At 32.2% G+C, this 18,663-nt stretch carries 11 protein-coding genes and 1 pseudogene; 8 read left to right on the top strand and 4 right to left on the bottom strand.

The features are described from left to right. The 3 genes from ACMOUI_RS06790 to ACMOUI_RS06780 form a co-directional block, all read left to right on the top strand. Positions 1 to 399: GGDEF domain-containing protein (locus tag ACMOUI_RS06790; RefSeq protein ID WP_418964971.1), on the top strand; the 399-nt coding region annotated here is incomplete at its 5' end. Then, positions 396 to 3,170 carry an EAL domain-containing protein gene (locus ACMOUI_RS06785; RefSeq protein WP_418964970.1) on the top strand — a complete coding sequence of 925 codons (2,775 nt, stop codon included), beginning with the start codon at positions 396 to 398 and terminating at the stop codon, positions 3,168 to 3,170. The genes ACMOUI_RS06790 and ACMOUI_RS06785, both read left to right, overlap by 4 nt. After that, positions 3,167 to 4,585, top strand: coding sequence for a GGDEF domain-containing protein (locus ACMOUI_RS06780; RefSeq protein WP_418964969.1), 1,419 nt, complete (start codon positions 3,167 to 3,169; stop codon positions 4,583 to 4,585). The genes ACMOUI_RS06785 and ACMOUI_RS06780 overlap by 4 nt, the downstream gene beginning before the upstream one ends. Before the next feature lie 17 nt (positions 4,586 to 4,602). On the opposite strand, the gene ACMOUI_RS06775 is transcribed toward ACMOUI_RS06780, so the two are convergent. Continuing rightward, positions 4,603 to 5,370 (bottom strand): autotransporter domain-containing protein, encoded by a 768-nt coding sequence (locus ACMOUI_RS06775; RefSeq protein ID WP_418964968.1) that lies wholly within the window; start codon positions 5,368 to 5,370, stop codon positions 4,603 to 4,605. A 150-nt stretch (positions 5,371 to 5,520) separates the two neighbouring features. On the opposite strand from ACMOUI_RS06775, the gene ACMOUI_RS06770 reads away from it, so the two are divergent. The 3 genes from ACMOUI_RS06770 to ACMOUI_RS06760 all read left to right on the top strand — a co-directional run bounded on the left by ACMOUI_RS06770 (position 5,521) and on the right by ACMOUI_RS06760 (position 9,215). Beyond that, complete coding sequence (locus ACMOUI_RS06770; protein WP_418964967.1) at positions 5,521 to 5,772, top strand: GlsB/YeaQ/YmgE family stress response membrane protein; 252 nt, start codon at positions 5,521 to 5,523, stop codon at positions 5,770 to 5,772. A gap of 162 nt (positions 5,773 to 5,934) precedes the next feature. Beyond that, a complete protein-coding gene (aspT, locus tag ACMOUI_RS06765; RefSeq protein ID WP_418964966.1) occupies positions 5,935 to 7,647 on the top strand; it encodes an aspartate-alanine antiporter in 1,713 nt (570 codons plus the stop codon). 14 nt (positions 7,648 to 7,661) lie between these two features. Then, a complete protein-coding gene (locus tag ACMOUI_RS06760; RefSeq protein WP_418964965.1) occupies positions 7,662 to 9,215 on the top strand; it encodes a bifunctional aspartate transaminase/aspartate 4-decarboxylase in 1,554 nt (517 codons plus the stop codon). Positions 9,216 to 9,313: 98 nt separating this feature from the next. Here ACMOUI_RS06760 and ACMOUI_RS06755 read toward each other — a convergent pair whose 3' ends face one another. After that, complete coding sequence (locus ACMOUI_RS06755) at positions 9,314 to 10,153, bottom strand: hypothetical protein (protein WP_418964964.1); 840 nt, start codon at positions 10,151 to 10,153, stop codon at positions 9,314 to 9,316. Positions 10,154 to 10,318: 165 nt separating this feature from the next. Between ACMOUI_RS06755 and ACMOUI_RS06750 the strand changes: the two genes are divergently transcribed. Next, complete coding sequence (locus ACMOUI_RS06750; protein WP_418964963.1) at positions 10,319 to 10,564, top strand: GlsB/YeaQ/YmgE family stress response membrane protein; 246 nt, start codon at positions 10,319 to 10,321, stop codon at positions 10,562 to 10,564. Between the two features lie 63 nt (positions 10,565 to 10,627). On the opposite strand, the gene ACMOUI_RS06745 is transcribed toward ACMOUI_RS06750, so the two are convergent. After that, complete coding sequence (locus tag ACMOUI_RS06745) at positions 10,628 to 16,309, bottom strand: hypothetical protein (protein WP_418964962.1); 5,682 nt, start codon at positions 16,307 to 16,309, stop codon at positions 10,628 to 10,630. 124 nt (positions 16,310 to 16,433) lie between these two features. Further along, positions 16,434 to 17,855 carry a sodium-dependent transporter gene (locus tag ACMOUI_RS06740; RefSeq protein WP_418964961.1) on the bottom strand — a complete coding sequence of 474 codons (1,422 nt, stop codon included), beginning with the start codon at positions 17,853 to 17,855 and terminating at the stop codon, positions 16,434 to 16,436. Between the two features lie 420 nt (positions 17,856 to 18,275). Here ACMOUI_RS06740 and ACMOUI_RS06735 point away from each other — a divergent pair. Further along, a pseudogene (locus ACMOUI_RS06735) lies at positions 18,276 to 18,663 on the top strand (hypothetical protein); the annotation flags it as partial.

Genomic DNA, 18,663 nt, shown 5'->3' with positions numbered 1-18,663 from the left:
AGTTATAGGAGATTATCTCTTGACTATGATGGTTATTTAAATAAAATTACAAATGATACCTATGGTCACAATTTCGGAGATGAAGTCCTATTCACAATTGGTAAAATTCTTAAAGAGATAGAGAACAATGAGGTTACTATCTATAGAGTTGGAGGAGAGGAGTTTACTATTTTATTTACTCATTTTAACGATATATTTACAATTGAAAGGTGTGAGTATATCAGAAAAAGTGTGGAAAATATTCAGTGGAAATACCCTATTTCAGTCACTATAAGTGGTGGATTTTCTAAATCTACAAAAAACACGTATATTGAGTGTGATAAAAGACTTTACAAAGCTAAAAGTTCTGGAAAAAACATTATTATATATCAAGATATAAACGAAGGAGATATTAAATGATTTACCGATTATTTTTTATTGTTTTTTTTATACTTTCTAATATTACTTTCAGTGAAGTCTATACACCTAAAACTTCTAAAGAAAGAGAGATTTTTAATAATTTAAAAAAAGAAAAACTTGTTATTGCTCTATCAGATGGACCTTTTTATAATTTAAGCTACCCCAATATACCCTCTTTAAATGAGGTTGCTAAGACATTCTTTAAAGACTATATGGGCCTAAATGTTACCTTTAAAACAATACCCTATAAAAATCTAGGGATGGAACTTAAGTCTGGAAACATTGATGGAGTTGCTCTAATCCCCAAAAGTGCCTTCTATGACAACTACCTTGATTTTAGTAACAGTATATTTTCTGAAGAGCTTTTTGTTATATCTCAAAATATAGAGGTTAACTCTATAACAGATTTGAACAATAAGATTATATACACTTCCCATATAAAATCATATAACAATATTTTAAATGCTATTTTAGAAAATAATAATCTATCCAGTTATCCCATTGCTGTGGATAATTTGGATAACTATAAGGATAAACTTATATTAACTACTACTCCAGCACTTTATAAACCTAACTTTGGAGTTAAAATAAGTCACTCCTCTGGAATCAGTATGGCTTTTCTACATAGATATAAGGGGATAATCCCCTTTGTAAATGATGCCTTAAAGAACTCTTATAGAGAGAGATTCTCCAATACAGTTACCTCTTTAAATAGGGCTCTTTCCTACAATAACTTCTATACCTCTTTAACACCTGAAGAGATAGATTATTTAAAGACTCGAGCACCTATTAAAGTGGCCTATGAGAATAGAACCAACTCTTTAATTTCATTTAAATCTTTAGTTGATGGAACTTATAAAGGTATCGCTCCAAATATATTTAAAACTTTAAAAAATTTAAATATAGATTTTACTGATGTTACTACTGATATTCCTAAAACAACTTCCGATTTAGAAAATAGAAGTATTGACGCCATACTTCTATCTAAAACCCGAAAGCGTAGTAAAAATTTTATTTTTTCTAAAAAAATATATGAGATAGGTGTTTTTGTTGTTAGCTTAGATAGCTCTCACGCCTCTTATGGAACTATAGGTGTTTTAAGTGACACTGTGGAGGAACACTTAGCTAGAAGGTATGATATAGACAGTAATGTAGTTGTTTTTCATGATCTTAAATCTATGATTAGAGCTCTTAACACTGGGAAGGTCAACTCTCTTTTAGTCACAAATAAAGAGGATTTTGACTCTAAAAGATACCATATTGTTCCCTTTGAAACTATCCCTATAAATTTAACATTTAATAAAGAGGATCGTATTTTAAGAGATATTATTGATAAAGCTTTCCAACACTCCATTGATATTCCAAGGTTAGCTGATATAGCTGCCTTAGAAAAGGAGATGGAGGAAAAGATTCTATATCAAAAAAATAAAGAGATTCGAAATCTACTAATTCTTGCCTCTGTTCTCTTTGTAGCTATAATTGTGGCTGTTTCTACATACCTGTATAGAGAGCGTTTAAACAAAAAAACTCTACTTAAGGATTCTTTAACTGATCTTCCAAATAGATTTATATTTGATCAGTTTTGTAATGAGCAAAACTCTATTTCTGGCTGTACCTTTGTTATAGATTTAAATAATTTTAAAAATATAAATGACTCTTTGGGACATGAGTTTGGAGATATGATTTTAAAAGAGTTTGCCAATTTTTTAAAAAATAGCTTCATTGGTTCATATATTTTTAGAATATCTGGAGATGAGTTCTATGGTTTCTCCTTTGAAAGCTCAAAAGATATAATTAATAAACTAAAAAAGTTTAAAGAGTTTTGTCCCAATTTATTGAAATATAATATTACATTTAATCTGGGTATCAGCTATAAAAGTTCCAATGTTTCCCTAGCTACCAGCTTTAAATACTCCGATTTAGCTATGCTTGAATCGAAAAAAGATAAAATCAACTTCTTTAAAATTGCCGATGAAAATTTTATTGAAAAGATGAATAGAGAGTCTTCAATTCTCTCACTTTTAAAGGAGAATGTAAGTGGAATATATCCTGTTTATCAACCTAAGTTTTGTATAAAAACTAAGAGGTTGATTGGAGCTGAAGCCCTTGCTAGATATAACTCTCTAGAGCTTGGATCCATTGGACCATTTGAATTTATACCCATAGCTGAAAAATACAATTTTATTCATAAAGTTGACTATAAAATTGCCAAGGATACCATTGTTTTTATAAAGGAGTTAATTGAAAATAACTCTATTCCCTCTGACAATTTTAAAATCTCTTTTAATATATCTATGAAAACATTTAAAAGAGATGATTTAATAACAATAATAGCTGGACTTTTAAGCTATTTTAAAGTCCCTGGTAAATATATAGAGATTGAAATTACTGAATCAATCTTTGTTTTAGATATGAAAGACCTTATAACTAAACTTAAAGCTCTAAAAACACTTGGAATACAGATATCCCTTGATGATTTTACTGCTGGGCATTCCACTGCTGGACTTTTACCACTTTTACCAATAGATATTGTTAAATTTGATAAATCTCTATTGGATTCAATTGAGGTAAATAGCGCTAAGGGTGAGATTGTATATCGAAATCTTATAACCCTTATTAAAGATTTAAATTTTAAAATTGTGTCAGAGGGTGTTGAAACTAAAAAGCAACTTGATTTCTTAATGCTTTTACATGTGGACTATGCTCAAGGGTACTACTTCAGTAAACCAATCTCTAAAGAAGAGTTCACTATGGAGGTTAAAAAAATATGATTTTTAAAATGTTTTACATTTTTTTAGTCGTCTTATTTTTTCTATCAACTTTGGTCAATAAAAATCATCTATTTAATGAGGTTAACTCATCAATTGAGACCTTTAATGTCCATTTTAACAGGGATATTCAGATATTAAAAAATGAGATTGATTTTTTATATGCAACTAAAAAGGAGTTTCCATTTTCTGATTATAAAGTTGATAAAAATATAACATACTTTGAAATTGAGGGAAATGGGGTGTATTTTAAGAATATATTCTCCTATCCCAATCAATTTAGCTTTTATAACTTAAAGGAAGCTAAGGAGAATCTGAACTCTAAGTTTAATAACTCCCTTCTTTACATTGTCTATAACAATATTAGGTCTTTTGACAATGATAGAAAAATCATATACACTGATGACTTTAGTGAAACTTGGGTCAAAGTTCTTCAAAAGAGAGCCTTAAGCTTAGATGTATTTCAAAGTAGAAGAAGTATTTCAAGAAATAACACAGAGTTCGCTCTATATAATCTCTATAAAGATAGAACTCACAATAGAAAGATGTTTACTATAATCTTTCCTGAATATGAATATTTTAATAACTCCCAAAGACTTAGAGGTCTTTGGTACTTTGATTTCAATAAAGATTTTTTTGCTAAAAACGTTAAGCGACTAAAAAATACCCTAGGTTTAAACGCAACAATAATCGATGGAAAATATAAAGTTATATACTCAACAGATAAAACTACCGCTGAAAATATAGGGGATCTCACTGATTACTATGCTTTCCCCCTTGATAAAACGAGCTTTAAAATTTTAATTGAAAAAGAAAATGTATTACAACTGATAAATTTAAAAGAGATTTTTCTACTCTTTTTCATAGTTTTCTCCATTCTCTATACAAATAGAAGAGAGAAGTTAAAAAAAGAGCTACACTCTTTAAAAATGCTAAATAAGATTAAGAGTAATCTACTTTTAAGAGATCCTCTTACAACTCTTTATAACAGATACTTTATACAGGAGGAGATGACCTTTCCCATAGACAATTGCGGTATTGTTCTACTTGATATTGATCACTTTAAAAGTATCAATGATGGCTTTGGACATGACAGAGGGGATTTTGTTCTTAAAGGGATCAGCAATTGTATAAAGTTAATCTCTAAAAGAGATACCTACACTGTTAGATGGGGTGGGGAGGAGTTTTTAATTGTCTTTAAAAATATTACTCAAGAGGAACTTTTAAATAGAACCCTCTTTCTTCAAAAGTTAATTAGAGATTCAACTCTTATTGAAAATCACAAAATTACAGCTTCCTTTGGAGTTGTTTATACCAATATAACCGATAAGAACTCCTTTTATTTAGCTATTTCTAAAGCTGATGAAAAATTATATATAGCTAAAAATAGCGGTAGAGACAGAATAGTGGCCTTTTAAAATAGGGGGCCACTTTTTTAAAAAATATAACTAACTCCTGCTGTTACCTTCCATGACTCATCCTCTGAAAAAAAATATTTATACCCCGTATAGAAGGATACACCTGTGGTTGGGTCTCCAATTGCACCATTCAACCCCAACTCCTGTGTAAAATTATTTTTATCCTTTAAATCTCCTCTCTCATCCTCTGCCATTAATGACTTTACCCTGTTTTTCACATTCTCATCCACTCTGTTTAACTCCTGTTTAACTCCTGCACTAACTGAGAAATCAAGAATATGACTCTCTTGAAAATATTGTTTTCCAATACCCATTCCCAAGTAAAAAGTATTTAATATCCCATTTAAATTGTCTAAACTCACATTATAATTTCCATAGTTTTCATTGATACTTCTTTGAAAAACGGCCATGGATTGTATCTTTCCCATGGGCTCTAAGTATATTGAATCCATATTTATTTTTTTTGAAACCTTTCCCACTCCACCAAAAAAGTGATTTCTTAAATTTGAGTTTAAAGACTCATCTAAGTTTTCACAACTAAATCCAATTAGATCCTCACTATATTTTAAATATGCCATATTAATTTTTTGATCCACCTTCATTTGAGGAGCTCTCAAATTTGATTTTAAGTTACTGTTCATCTGGATATAACTCATGGTCCAACCTGAATCTAAACTTAGATTTACTGGGTATCTTTTTCCTATAAATATTTTATTTTCTTTCTTTCCATATCCATAAATAAGTTGAAAAAATAGAATAAATAATAGAAAAACTCCCCTTATCACAAAACTCCTCCTCTCAATCTTTTTTTATATATACTGAGATGTTTTTATTTTACCTTTTCAATTTTTTATCTCTAATTTATATTTTTTAAAAGAAATTTTTGAGTTTTGACGAATATACTTAATGAAAACATATTTATGGGAGGTTTTTCTATGGGATTATTTTCATGGATTATTTTAGGACTTTTATCTGGAGCATTAGCTAGACTTATGATGCCAGAAGTATATACAGCAGGACTTTTTGCCACTACAATCCTCGGTATTGTAGGTGCTTTAGTAGGTGGATTTATCGGTAGTCTTCTAGGGATTGGATCAATTACTGGACTTAACTTAGGTAGTATCTTCCTATCTGTTATAGGTGCTTTTGTCGTACTTTTCATCTTTATAAAATTTAGAGGAAAATAACATTTCGCCTGTTAAGTTAAAATTTAAATAAATGGAAAAGAGATTAAAGTTTCTGACCAGGCTTTAATCTCTTTTCTATTTTTTGTCCTAAATTGAAGGAATCATTTTTTTTATTTTGTATACTTCAGCCAAACTGAATAAAATTTTTTAAGGAGGATCCATATGGATATTTTGGCTGATTATATTCGTTCTAATATTTTAATTGCTCTTTTCCTTTCCATTGGTATTGGATATGGAATTGGAAAAATTAAAATTGGTAAGTTTCAACTTGGAGGTATTGCTGGAAGTTTAATCATTGCTGTTATCATTGGACAACTTGGTTTTAATATCCCTGGTATTTTAAAAACCGCTTTTTTTGCGATATTTATATATGCTTGCGGATATGAGGGAGGTCCTAAATTCTTTGGAGCTTTAAATAACAAAGCTTCTATGAAATTTGTAATCTCATCTTTTGTTATGACTATTTTAGGTCTTGCATGTGTTCTTATTTGTGCTTTCTATTTTAATTTGGATAGAGGGCTTGCTGCTGGGCTTGCCGCTGGTGGTTTAACTCAATCGGCTATCATCGGTACTGCTGGAAGCTCTATTGGGAATTTAGGTTTAAGCCCTGAACTAACTAAACAACTTGAGACTAATGTCGCTGTTGGATACTCTGTTACATATATTTTTGGTACTCTTGGTCCTGTTCTTATGGTGGGGACTATTCTTCCACTGATTATGAAATGGAATCTTAGAGAGTCTGCCCTTGAACTTGAAAAATCTCAAGCTAAGGGAATTGTACTAGATGAGGATCAAGTTTTAGCCCTTGAAAAAGTGTCCTCTAGAATCTTTGAAATAACTAAAGACTCTAAATATCTAGGTAAAACTGCTAAGGATTTAGAGGAGGATTTCAATGAGAAGATATTCCTTTTAGATGTTGCTAAAAATGGCTCTGTTATAAAAGTGGATAACTATGATAACTATGTTTTTCAAGAGAGTGACTGGGTTGTTATAGGAGGTAAAACAAAAGTTCTTCTTAATTTAACTGGAGTTCTTGGCACTGAAATTTTTGATTGTACCAACCTTTTTACTACAATTGAGTACAAAAAATCTATTATTTTCCAATATCAAAAATTCGCTGGAAAAACAATTGATGAAATAAAACCTCTTTTACCCCCCGCTGCTACACTTGGATTTGTAATTTCGCAGGTCTATAGAAATAATGAGGAGTTGCCACTAACACCCAACTTTAAATTCCAAGTTGGAGATGAGATTATTCTAAATGGTAGAAAACAAAATATTGAAAACTCTTTCAAAGCTTTAGGATATCCTACTCCTAATAAAAATGTTGTGGATTATATAACTTTCTCAATTGGTATAATTCTTGGAGTAATTATTGGAGAGATTACAGTTCCTATTGCCAGTATTCCAATATCTTTAGGAACTGGTGGAGGTTGTCTTTTCTCTGGTTTAATTTTTGGTTGGTTAAAAAGCAGATATCCAAAAGTTGGAGGAATGGACACTGGTACAGTCTCTTTCCTAAAAGTTTTTGGATTGGTTGTATTCGTTGTCATTGTTGGTTTAAATGCTGGAAAAAGTGCTCTTGTTACAATTGAAAACTATGGAATGACTCTGTTCTGGCTTGGTGTTTTTGTAACTATGGTTCCACAAATTATCGGATTCCTATTTGACTACTTCATATTAAAAATTAAGAATCCAGTTGATTCGGTGGCTATTATTGCTGGAGGTAGAAGTTCTAACCCAGCTTATGCTGAAGTTCTTAGAAAAACTCAAAACTCGACTCCTGTGCTACCTTTCTCTATTGGTTATGCTGTGGCAAATGTTTTCCTAACTATGTGGGGACCTGTAATCGTTGGTATTATAACTAAAAACTAATTGGAGGTATCATTATGAAAGAATTAAGTCCATTTGAACTTAAAGATCAACTAATTAAATTAGCTGATGAAGCTTTTAAAGGAGAGGTTCTCAATGCTGGAAGAGGAAATCCAAACTTTTTAGCCACTCTTCCTCGTAGAATCTTTAACCTTATTGGTAAATTTGCAATTGAAGAGTCTGAAATATCGTATTCATATCTTCATAATCATATTGGAGGTTTTCCAAAAAAAGAGGGAATCTATACTCGTTTTTTAATATTTTTGAGAAAAGAACCTTGTAGTGCTGAGGTTAATGGAATATTAACATACCTGTCATATATAGAGGATCAACTTGGTTTAAATATTGAGGATGTTCTTATGGAATTTGTAGAATCCTATCTGGGAAGTCATTATCCTACACCACCTAGAATACTCCCAAATACAGAGGTTATTATAAAAAAATATATATCTAAAGAGATGTGCCAAAATAAACTGGAGTGTGATTTTGATGTGTTTGCTACAGAGGGTGGAACAGCTGCAATGTTCTATATTTTTAACTCTCTTCATACAAATAACTTAATCAAAGCTAAGGATAAAATAGCCATAGTTACTCCAATCTTCACTCCATACCTTGAAATACCAACACTTGCAGAGTATGATTTAGATATAGTTGAGTTACAACTTGATCCTAAATCAGATTGGCAGCTTCCTGCAGCAGAGCTTGAAAAATTAAAAGATCCTAGTATCAAAGTGCTATGTCTTGTTAATCCAAGTAACCCTCCATCAACAAAATTAAACTTAGACACTCTTTTAAGTCTAAAGAAAATTGTTGATACAGATAGACCGGATTTAATGATTATCACTGACGATGTGTATGGTACATTTGGCGATAACTTCCTATCTTGTTTTGGAATTATTCCTAAGAATACACTTTTAGTTTACTCATTCTCAAAATATTTTGGAGCTACTGGTTGGAGATTAGGAACTATCTCTATATCTCATGAGAGCATATTTGATCAGCTACTAAAAAATGCCAGTGATGATGTCAATAATAGATATACTATGATAACACCAACTCCTAAATCTCTATTTTTTATTGATAGAATTGTTGCAGATAGTAGAGCTGTTGGTTTAAATCACACCGCTGGTATCTCAACTCCTCAGCAATTACAGATGACTTTATTTGCTCTAAACTCTCTAGTAGATCTAAATTCAGAGTATAAAAACTCATGTAAACATCTGATTAGAAACAGATGTAAACTACTTTATTCATCCTTAGGAATTCATTTTGAGGATAATGAGAATATAGTTAGCTACTATACACTTATAAATGTAGCGGATATCGCTCTTGAACTTTTTGATAAAAAATTTGCTAAGTGGTTTAAAGATAACAATAAAATCAATGATTTCCTATTCGCTTTGGCTAAGGAAACAGGTGTTGTTCTAATGCCAGGTAAAGGTTTTGGAGATACTCACCCAACTTTAAGAGTCTCTTTAGCTAATCTGAAAGAGTATCAATATGAGGCCATTGGTAAAAAGACAAAACAAATTTTAAAAGAGTTCCATACTCAATTTGAAAACTCTAAGTAAAAAAGACCGGAGATAATCTCCAGCCTCCACTATAAGCTGTAGGTATGTATTATATCTACAGCTTTTTTAATGCTCTCTTTTCTATTGATCTTTTTCTCTTAAAATCTATATCCTAAATCTAAAGCTAAGGTTTTTCTATCTCCAAATGAGTACTCTAACAGAACTGTAAAGTTATCTTTTATAACTGTAAAAACTCCTGCCGCTGGAGTTAGTTCTTCTAACTCCATCTGAAACTTATAGTTTAAAGTTGTACTTGGAATAACCCCTGAAATCTCACTGTCTGTTTTTTGATACGAAGCCCCTAAATATGGTGTTATTGAGTAGTTACTATCCCTATATACTACATATCCTAATCTTCCCGCTGTAACCTCTGCACTTTTTGCTGCAACATCTCCATCCATCTCTATTTTAGTGTATGTATATTGCAATGAACTGAAAACTTTTTTGTACTCTCCAGCTACTAAAGCACCCATACCCAAAAGTTTTCCCTCTGATTTTTGTTTAATATGAAGATTTTCAGGCATAGTTCCAGAGATTTTATCTGCAACAGTTCCCAGTATCCTATCATAAAATTCATTTCCTGTACTATCGAAATTAAAATTTCCTCTACCTAATTCAAACTTAGCTTCAGCTTCTAACTTTCCAACTATTCCATAGATATTTAAAAATGGTAATACAAAATAGTCCACCTTTACAAGTTGAACCTTAGCATCTACCTCCATATTGTGAGGATTTAAAAAATCTACATTGGCATTTGGTATTTTCCCTCCAATTTCAATACCATTTACACTGGCACTTTTTAAATCTCCCCTCTCTCTTTGGTCCACCCCCATAACGGATACACCCCAACGGTTCATTGGATATGGAATCCCATTCCAATAGTCCTGTGCTAAAACCAGTTGTGGTAATAAAAATAATAATCCCTTCACTCTTTTCATTGTTTCTCCCTCAATTTTTCTCTTCGTGTAAAACTCACCTAGCCCCACTCTATTTTATCATAATCTCCACTTTTAAATATCCATTTTATTTTTAAAATAAAAAAAGAAATCTATATTCATAGCAGAATAAACAATTAGTAGTTTAAAACAAAGGAGGTTTATAAAATGGGAATTTTAACATGGATCATCCTTGGAATATTAGCAGGTGCCTTAGCTAAGTTTATTATGCCTGGAGCTCAAGGTGGTGGAATAATTGCCACTATGATACTTGGTATTGTAGGAGCCTTTGTTGGAGGATTTATCGGTAGTATTATCGGTATTGGTTCTGTTCATGGATTAAATATTGGTAGTATATTTACTGCAGCTTTTGGAGCCATTATAGTTCTATGGCTTTTCAATAAATTTAGATAAACAAAGAAGAGAGATTTCGGCCCCTTCCCCGAAATCTCTCTTTTTTAATTCAAAAATTTTACTTTACATAGTTCCTATTATATTTAAAAACCATCCAGATGTTTTATAGTCCTGCTCTCCCAAAGAGTCCTTAAACCCTGAGAAGTTATATCCTCCTCCCAGCTTCATATTTTTGTCTATATTTTTATATATTCCAAAAATAGCTCCACTTAAAACATCTTCATTGGCTCTATCCACCAACCACTGATACTGTCCAAACACCTCCCAACTATTCATAACACTATAGTTAGCTTTAAATCCAAGCATATACAGGTCATTTAAATATCTATTTTTTTCACATCTATATCCATTTTTCATAGATATATCCAGCTCTCTGGAGAATGAATAGATTGTTTCAAACTCCCCTATATGAGCACTGAAATCCTTATTTGTTTTAGTATCTCTATCAAGTATCATCGTATATCTTGAAAGATAGTTTAATCTATCATTTTCTATAGGTCTATAGGCAAGTCCTATACTGCTTTCTAAGTAACTATTCCTATAACTGTCCTCTGTAAATGAGTAGTTTATCTTTCCTGCAAAGGTATACTCTTCACTGTATCTATATGTGAAGGAGTTTGTTGTTAAATACTGCTCTATACTCTCAGACCCTCTGTCCTCTCTATATTCAACTCTATTTCTTAAAGTTAAACTTTCCAGTTCAGCTCTTAGATATAAAGAGCCTCCTCTTCGACGACTTTTTTCATCATTTGGTAAAATTAACTCTCCATGTTGGATGGATCCTCCTAGGGTTATGCCCTGTCTTAAATCATAATCCACTCCATAACCTTGAAGAGTGGCATTTTTCCCTCTCTCCTTAACAAACTGATTTTCCTGATATATACTTGTTCTCTCTCCAACTCTAGCCCTTTGACCCACTGTGTATCTATCCCTTGCTATCTCTCCATCTGAGCTATATCCAGAGTATATATTATAGTTATCAAAAATCTGATAATCTCCACCTAGTTCAAAGTAATTCCCTGAGTCCCCAAAGGAGGTTCTTCCATTCATCTTTAATCTATCATTTATTCTTTTTTCAGCTCCTAGGGATAGAGCATTACTAAGACCAGCTTTTATCTCACTATAAAGTTTTGTGCTCTCATTTAAGATATACTCTAACTTTGCACTTGTCACAGTTCCAGTCTCTCTTTTTTCACCCCATTTTATCTGATCCACATATTGAAATTTTAGATAGCTTTTTAGATTTTCAGAGTGACTATACTTTAGTTCACTTCCAAAAGTTTCTAAAAATCTATCATCTAAGTCTGAAGCGAATGAATAACCTCGCTCCTTTCTCTCATACCATGCCTTTAGCTCAGCTTCCTCTAAAAGTTTTAATGCACCTGTGATTCTATAGGCATTCCCTGAAATTTTAGAGTCATCTCTATCCACCTCTTGGAATGTTAAACCTCCATCAAAAGATAGGTAGTTACTCACATTTGAGATTCCAGAGCTACTACTAAATTCACCCTTTATATAGTTTCCTTTCTCATCCTTTAACTTGACCTCAACACCTTTTAAATCATAGTCTTTTTTTCCACGACTCTCATGAATAGCGGTCACTCCCACTGTTACATTTTCATTTATATCCTTTACAGTTTTTATTCCATAGTTAGATGAGTCTACAACATCCCCCTCCTTAGGAATATAACTATAGTCAACAACTAAATATGCATAGTAATCTGTTGAGCTACCACCACTTAAGGGATTTGTTAAAATAACTCTTCCTATAAAAGGGTCTAACTCATAGTCTCTTCCCTCTTGCAAATAGATGACTTTCTCTACAACATAGGTATCTGCATCAACAATTTTTATCCAAACTTTTTGACTACCCTTCAGTATCTCTCCATTTTTTAGAAAGTATAAACTTCCTCCAGTTCCCAAAAACTCATCATGACCATACATAGTATTTGGAGTGCTCATAAAAATCTTTACATTTATATCCTCCTCCTTATACTCACCCTTAAATCCATATAGCTCCTTGTTGTAATCCATAAACCTTGTTCCCAAGAACCCTGTTTCATAGTTACCCCACATAGCGTAGGACTCTTTATGTTCCAACTTTAAATAGAGCTTCCCATTGGTATTTACCTCTTTCCTAATTTTAGAACCATCTCCATAGGTTGGATAGTAAACATAGTCATCATCTGTTATTCTCTCTAAAAGTGTCTGATTTTTCTTATCCTTAGTATCAAAATGTAAAGTTAATTTATAATCTCCATAACCTCCCTTACCAAAATATGTAGCTCTAGGTTTTCCACTATCCTTTCCTATATAGGCATCAATAAGCCCTGTTCCCATATATGTATAGTTTTTTTCAGATCCTTTTTCCTCCTCTTTCTCCTCTCCTTTTTGAACAATAAAGTTAAACTTTGTTAAGGAGTATGGAGTTATCCTTTTTACAAGGGGGTTTTCACTTTTAATTACACTTCCCTTAGGTAAACTATTCTCATCTAGTTTCACCGTAAAATTTTCACCAAAGGCTCCATCTACCCATTGATCTGGAAGATGAAATCTTCCAAACTCATCAGCTTGAACCACAACTCCCCCTGGAGTATAAACAACTGCATGGGGTATACCTCTGTCTGTTTTCTCATCTATTACCTTACCGATTATTGTGGCTGTATTTAAAAGAGAATCCCCTCTCACATCCACACTTGTTTCACCTATATTTGACACTTTACTATTTTTACTTGTCACATAACTTTGAAATATATTTTTCCCTATATTTGCTCCAACAGTAGCTTTCATATAGAATGTTTTACTATACTTTTCCCCTGGTTTTAAGCTAAATTTTTCAAACTCCTCATCCAGATATCTAAACCCCTTAGGAGTTGTATTTTTTAAACTTAAATTTTCATGGTTATCACTATCCATATTTTCAACATTTACAGTAAAACCAACTACCTCTCCAAGCTTTATCTCACTCTTTGTGGAACTCAATCGAACTCTGATACCCTGCTCCACTCTCTCCTCCTCAGAGTGCTCAGATATAGGCTTTAAATATATTGTTTGATTCTCATTTGTACCACCAGCTATTTTTGCCTTACTCTCTATAACTCCAATTGCACTACTATCTATATCCGCCTCAACCAAGAACTCAATAGTTACCCCAGGACCTATATCCACCTTTGTATTTAGATCCTCTCTTCCTGATATCTCATTTTTTAGATAGGTATACTTTTTAAATCTACTTGATTCATCCTTGGCACCTAAGTAGGTCACTTTCCAATTGGAAAAAGCCTTTCCATAACGTTTTCCCTCTTTTTCTGTTGTAACCTCAGAGAGTATGTCCTCTATAGGTATTGAGTGTCCATATCCATCACCTTTATTTTTGATTGTAAGCATATATTTTAATTTATCACCAGGCTTATATATACCATTTTCAGGTTCTAAAAGAGTTTTCTCTCCACTTATTGAACTACCGATACTCCCAAGTCCATCGGTTGTCTTTTCAGCTCCATTCACTTTAAATGTCATCCCTTCCAAACTTCCAATGGATTTGTCAGAGACCAAACCTGAAATTTCAAAGACCAAGCTACTCTTTGGAGCAAAGTCCACATTTTTTCTTATATGGATTGGTGTATCTCCCATTTTAGAGGTTATAACTGTTCTTGGATCACTACTTTTTATATTGATATTTATTCCCTCTAAAACTCTCTCTTTAATATCTGAACCAGCTACTAAAGCTTTTATATCATCTAGATTACTCTCAATATTTAAGTTATCTAAAAAGCCCTCTCCTATATTTTTCAGAATAACTTCATATGTAACCATATCCCCTGGTTTATATTTCATACCATTTGTAACTATCTTTCCATTTACACTTTTTAGTGTATTTGAAAACTCAAGTTTTCCAGGAAGGGATTTAACTTCACTCTCTTTTACACTTTTCCCATAAGTGGACTTTAAATGTATACTATCAAAAATACTATTTTTTGTAATACCTTTAAATGTGTATTTTACCTCCTCACCTGGGTATATAATTGGGGTTTTCTCAATTGGAGTCCCATTTTTAAAGGCAGTTACCTTTTTATTTTCAACTCCTGATTGAGAGACAAGAGCCTCATCCACATTCAATCTATATTTTTGTCCATATGCAGTTCCATATCCTATATTTTTTAAGGTTACCGTATAGTCTATAGTCTCTCCAGACTTATAGCTCTCTTTGGAGACTTTCAAACTGTGAACCACATCACTCCTCTCCATCTTTGCAACACTATCTTCCTTTATAATATCACCAACAGAGTCCTTGGAAACTTTTCCCCTAACTCTATACTCAATAAATCCATCTGGTAAAATATTTAGGATATCCTCTCCCATTTGGTTTTCATCAACTATTATTCCTCTGTCTCTAAAGATTTTTTTATCACTGGAAGAAAATGCTAAAATCTCCCCTCCCTTTGCTGATTTTGTTTTTACTCTCTCAATATCACTATCAAAGTTATAACTATTTAATATTCCAAGTCCATTATTTTCAACTCTAAACACATATTCTATATACCCTTCAGGTGTATATCCACTCAGTTTTTTCTTTCCACTTTTATCAAAATAGCTCTCTACTTGGTGAGTTATCTTGAGTTTAGAGGAGTGTGATAATATTTTATTATTGACCGTATGACTATCAACCATTACTTTTGATTCTATATCACCAACAGCAAATTCCTCTACATATATCTCATATTTTTTTACTATCTTTTTTCCTTTTCCCAGAGAAACTCTTCCCTTTAAACTTTCCATATTCTTTGGAAAGGCCTTTACAGTTTTTCCATTCCAGTTGATAACTTCACTTTCATTGACTAAAAACTCTATGGGTATATTGCCCACATTTCCCCTTCCACTATTTTTTATCTCTATCTCATATGTATACGTCTTTCCCGGCGAATATCTCTCTTTATTTAAAAATTTTATATCCAACTCATATGGTTCACTCTTTGTAACCAACCCTTTATACTCAATATCTCCCAAGATATTCTCATTTATTTTTCCTCTGACCTCATAGATTAAACTCTCTCCACTTGGTATATCCATCTCACTTTCACTATTTTCTCTACTGCTTTTTATCTCAACATTTGAAAGTAAAGGTTCCTTTTGTCCAGTTAATGTAAATACCAATATCTTATCTATATTTTCATCCAGTTTAAAATTATTTAAATAACCTGAGCCATCTGGTTCCACTGTAATTTTATAGCTTATATAGTCCCCTGGAGAATAACTTTTTAGACTTACCTCCCTTTTTATTTTAGCCTTTGAACCTAAAACTCCACTTTTATATGTTCTTTTTTCTAAAAGTTGGTTATCCTCATAGATTGTAACCATATTTTTTATCTCCTGAGCCAAGAGTTTTTTATTTGGAATAGCCACAATCTTATACTCCACGCTCTCCTCTGGTAGAAGCTCTACAATCCTATCATTTAGAGTATCTCTATCTCCAACACTTATCTTTTGCCCATCTCTATATATATCCCAAGAGGTGAATACATCTCCCTCAATATCTAAGAAATTTTCACCACCATTGGCCAGTAGCCCCTTAACTTTTGTTAAATCATTCACAACTCTAATATCTCTTTTAGGACTATTTTCATAGTTTGAAATCACAATATTATATGTAAACTCCTTTAAAGGATCTATCTCTTTACCATAGAGAGTTTCTAATAAAACTATTAAAGTTATCAATATTTTTAATAAAAATAGTAGTTTTCTCATACACCCTCCTTCACAATTTTGTACTCTTAGTATATCATTTTTGGAGAGTAACAAAAAGAAAAAAGCACAGAGTTTAATCTGTGCTTTTTTACTTAATTCACTTCAATATATTTCAGGAAATTTACTAGGCTGTTTTAACTTTTCTTCTATTTTCAAGTACATCAAATAGAATTTGAATCATAAATATAACTGCTAGTGAGAAGCTAAGTGCACTTCCTACAACTCCAACAGCTTGAAGTAAAATTAGAGCTAAAAGTTGAATCCCTAAATATTTAACTCCAATCATCCATATTGTGAAGAATGGGAATGAAATCTCTCCATCATTTGTAATCTCTTTTTTAATATCCTCTTTATCCCAGATAAATCCAACAAACACACAAAGTAATAACCCACCCATAGGTAGTAGAATATTATCTGTTAAATATCCTAGGAAATCAAAGAAGTTCAGTCCAAAGAATACCTTTAACTCTGCTAATGGTCCAAAAGAGTGAGAGTTTGGAATTGCAAATCCTGCAATTAAAGCACTTACTAAAATTGTAGCTTTCTTTCTATCTAACTTCATTTGATCCACAACAAATGATACAACAACCTCTAATAATGAGATAGTTGATGTAAGAGCTGCAAATAGTACAAGTACGAAGAAGATAATTCCAAATAGGTTACCCATAGGCATAGAAGCAAATACCTTTGGTAGAGTTATAAAGATTAATCCAGGTCCAGCTGTTGGCTCAAGTCCAAATGAGAACACTGCTGGCAGGATAGCAAGTCCTGCAAGTAAAGCGATTAGTGTATCTAGTACAGGTATACAAAGAGCACTTTTAACTAGGTTAGTATCCTTTGGAAGGTAACTACCATAAGTTATCATAGCACCCATACCTAAACTTAGTGAGAAGAAAACCTGTCCTAAAGCTGCAATTACAACTGAAGGAGTAATCTGTGAGAAATCAGGTTTTAGGAAATATTTGATTCCTTCCATTGCATTTGGAAGAGTTACTGATCTTGCGACAATAACTAACATAAATAGAAATAAAATTGGCATCATTATTTTACTTGCTTTTTCTATTCCACCAGATACACCTTTTAAAACGATTAATGCCGTTACAACAACAATAACAAAACTATATATAATAGGTGAAGTTCCAGAAGAGATAAAGTTTCCAAATGTTGTCACTGGATCCTCTGTTAAACCACCTCTAATAAACATACCAATATATTTTACAATCCAACCAGCGATTACAACATAGTATGAATATATAATAAAACAACATAAAATTCCAAAGATTCCAATGAATCCCCAACCTTTTTTAATATTATTATATGAACCAAAGGCATCAGATTTTCCTCTTCTACCTATTGCCATCTCTCCTAACATAAGGGAAAAACCTAGTATCACTATCAGAGATAAATATACAATTACAAATGCTCCTCCTCCGTTTTTTCCTGCTAAGTAAGGAAACTTCCATAGATTTCCAAGTCCTATAGCTGATCCAGCCGCCGCTAATACAAATCCTACGCTTGATCCCCAATTACCTCTTTCGTTACTCATAGTTCTTCACCGTCCTTTTGAAAATTTTTTTTTATTTCCAAGAATAATATCACATATGAATTTAAAATACAACAGTTTTTTTACATTTTTTTAGTACAATTGTCTATTGTAAAAGAACTTTAATAAAATAAAATACTTTTATACTATTTTTTTGGACATATAATGAAGTTTTTAAATTTGACACCTCATCCAAATTTATAGTATACTATACTCAATAAAACGGAGCCTAAGGCCGATGGTGATGATGTTTGTAATATATTTGTGTTGTGATGCTGCCATAACAATACGCTTATTAATTCATATTTAAAATTTTTAAGTAAGATAATTTAAGCTATTTCAGGCATACCTATAGGTATGCCTTTTATTTTGAAATATATATTACCTCATTTAGGCGAAGCATAATTTTTTAGGAGGAAACAAATGAAGAAAAAAATCAGAATACCTGATACCTATGTCATTATCTTTTTTGTAGTTGTCTTTGCTGCAATTCTTACTTACCTTATTCCAGTTGGTAGCTTTACCATGGAAAAAATACAGTATGCCACTGAAACTGGTATGAAAACGAGAACCGTTCCTGTTCCAGGAAGTTTTAAATATGCATTAAATGAGTTAGGACAACCACTTATTAAAGGTGTGCCTATATTTGCTGCTGGTGGAGATATGAGTGTCACTAACTATATCTTTGAAGGTCTTGTTAGTGGTGATAAATGGGGAACTGCCGTTGGTATTATAGCCTTTATCCTTATCACTGGTGGTGCTTTTGGAATTATTTTAAAAACTAAAGCTGTAGAGGCTGGAATACTTAATA

The sequence above is a fragment of the Cetobacterium sp. genome, assembly GCF_048470075.1.
GTDB lineage: Bacteria > Fusobacteriota > Fusobacteriia > Fusobacteriales > Fusobacteriaceae > Cetobacterium_A.
Note: the sequence above shows the minus strand (reverse complement) of the source record. Positions and strands in the feature narration are given on the sequence as shown.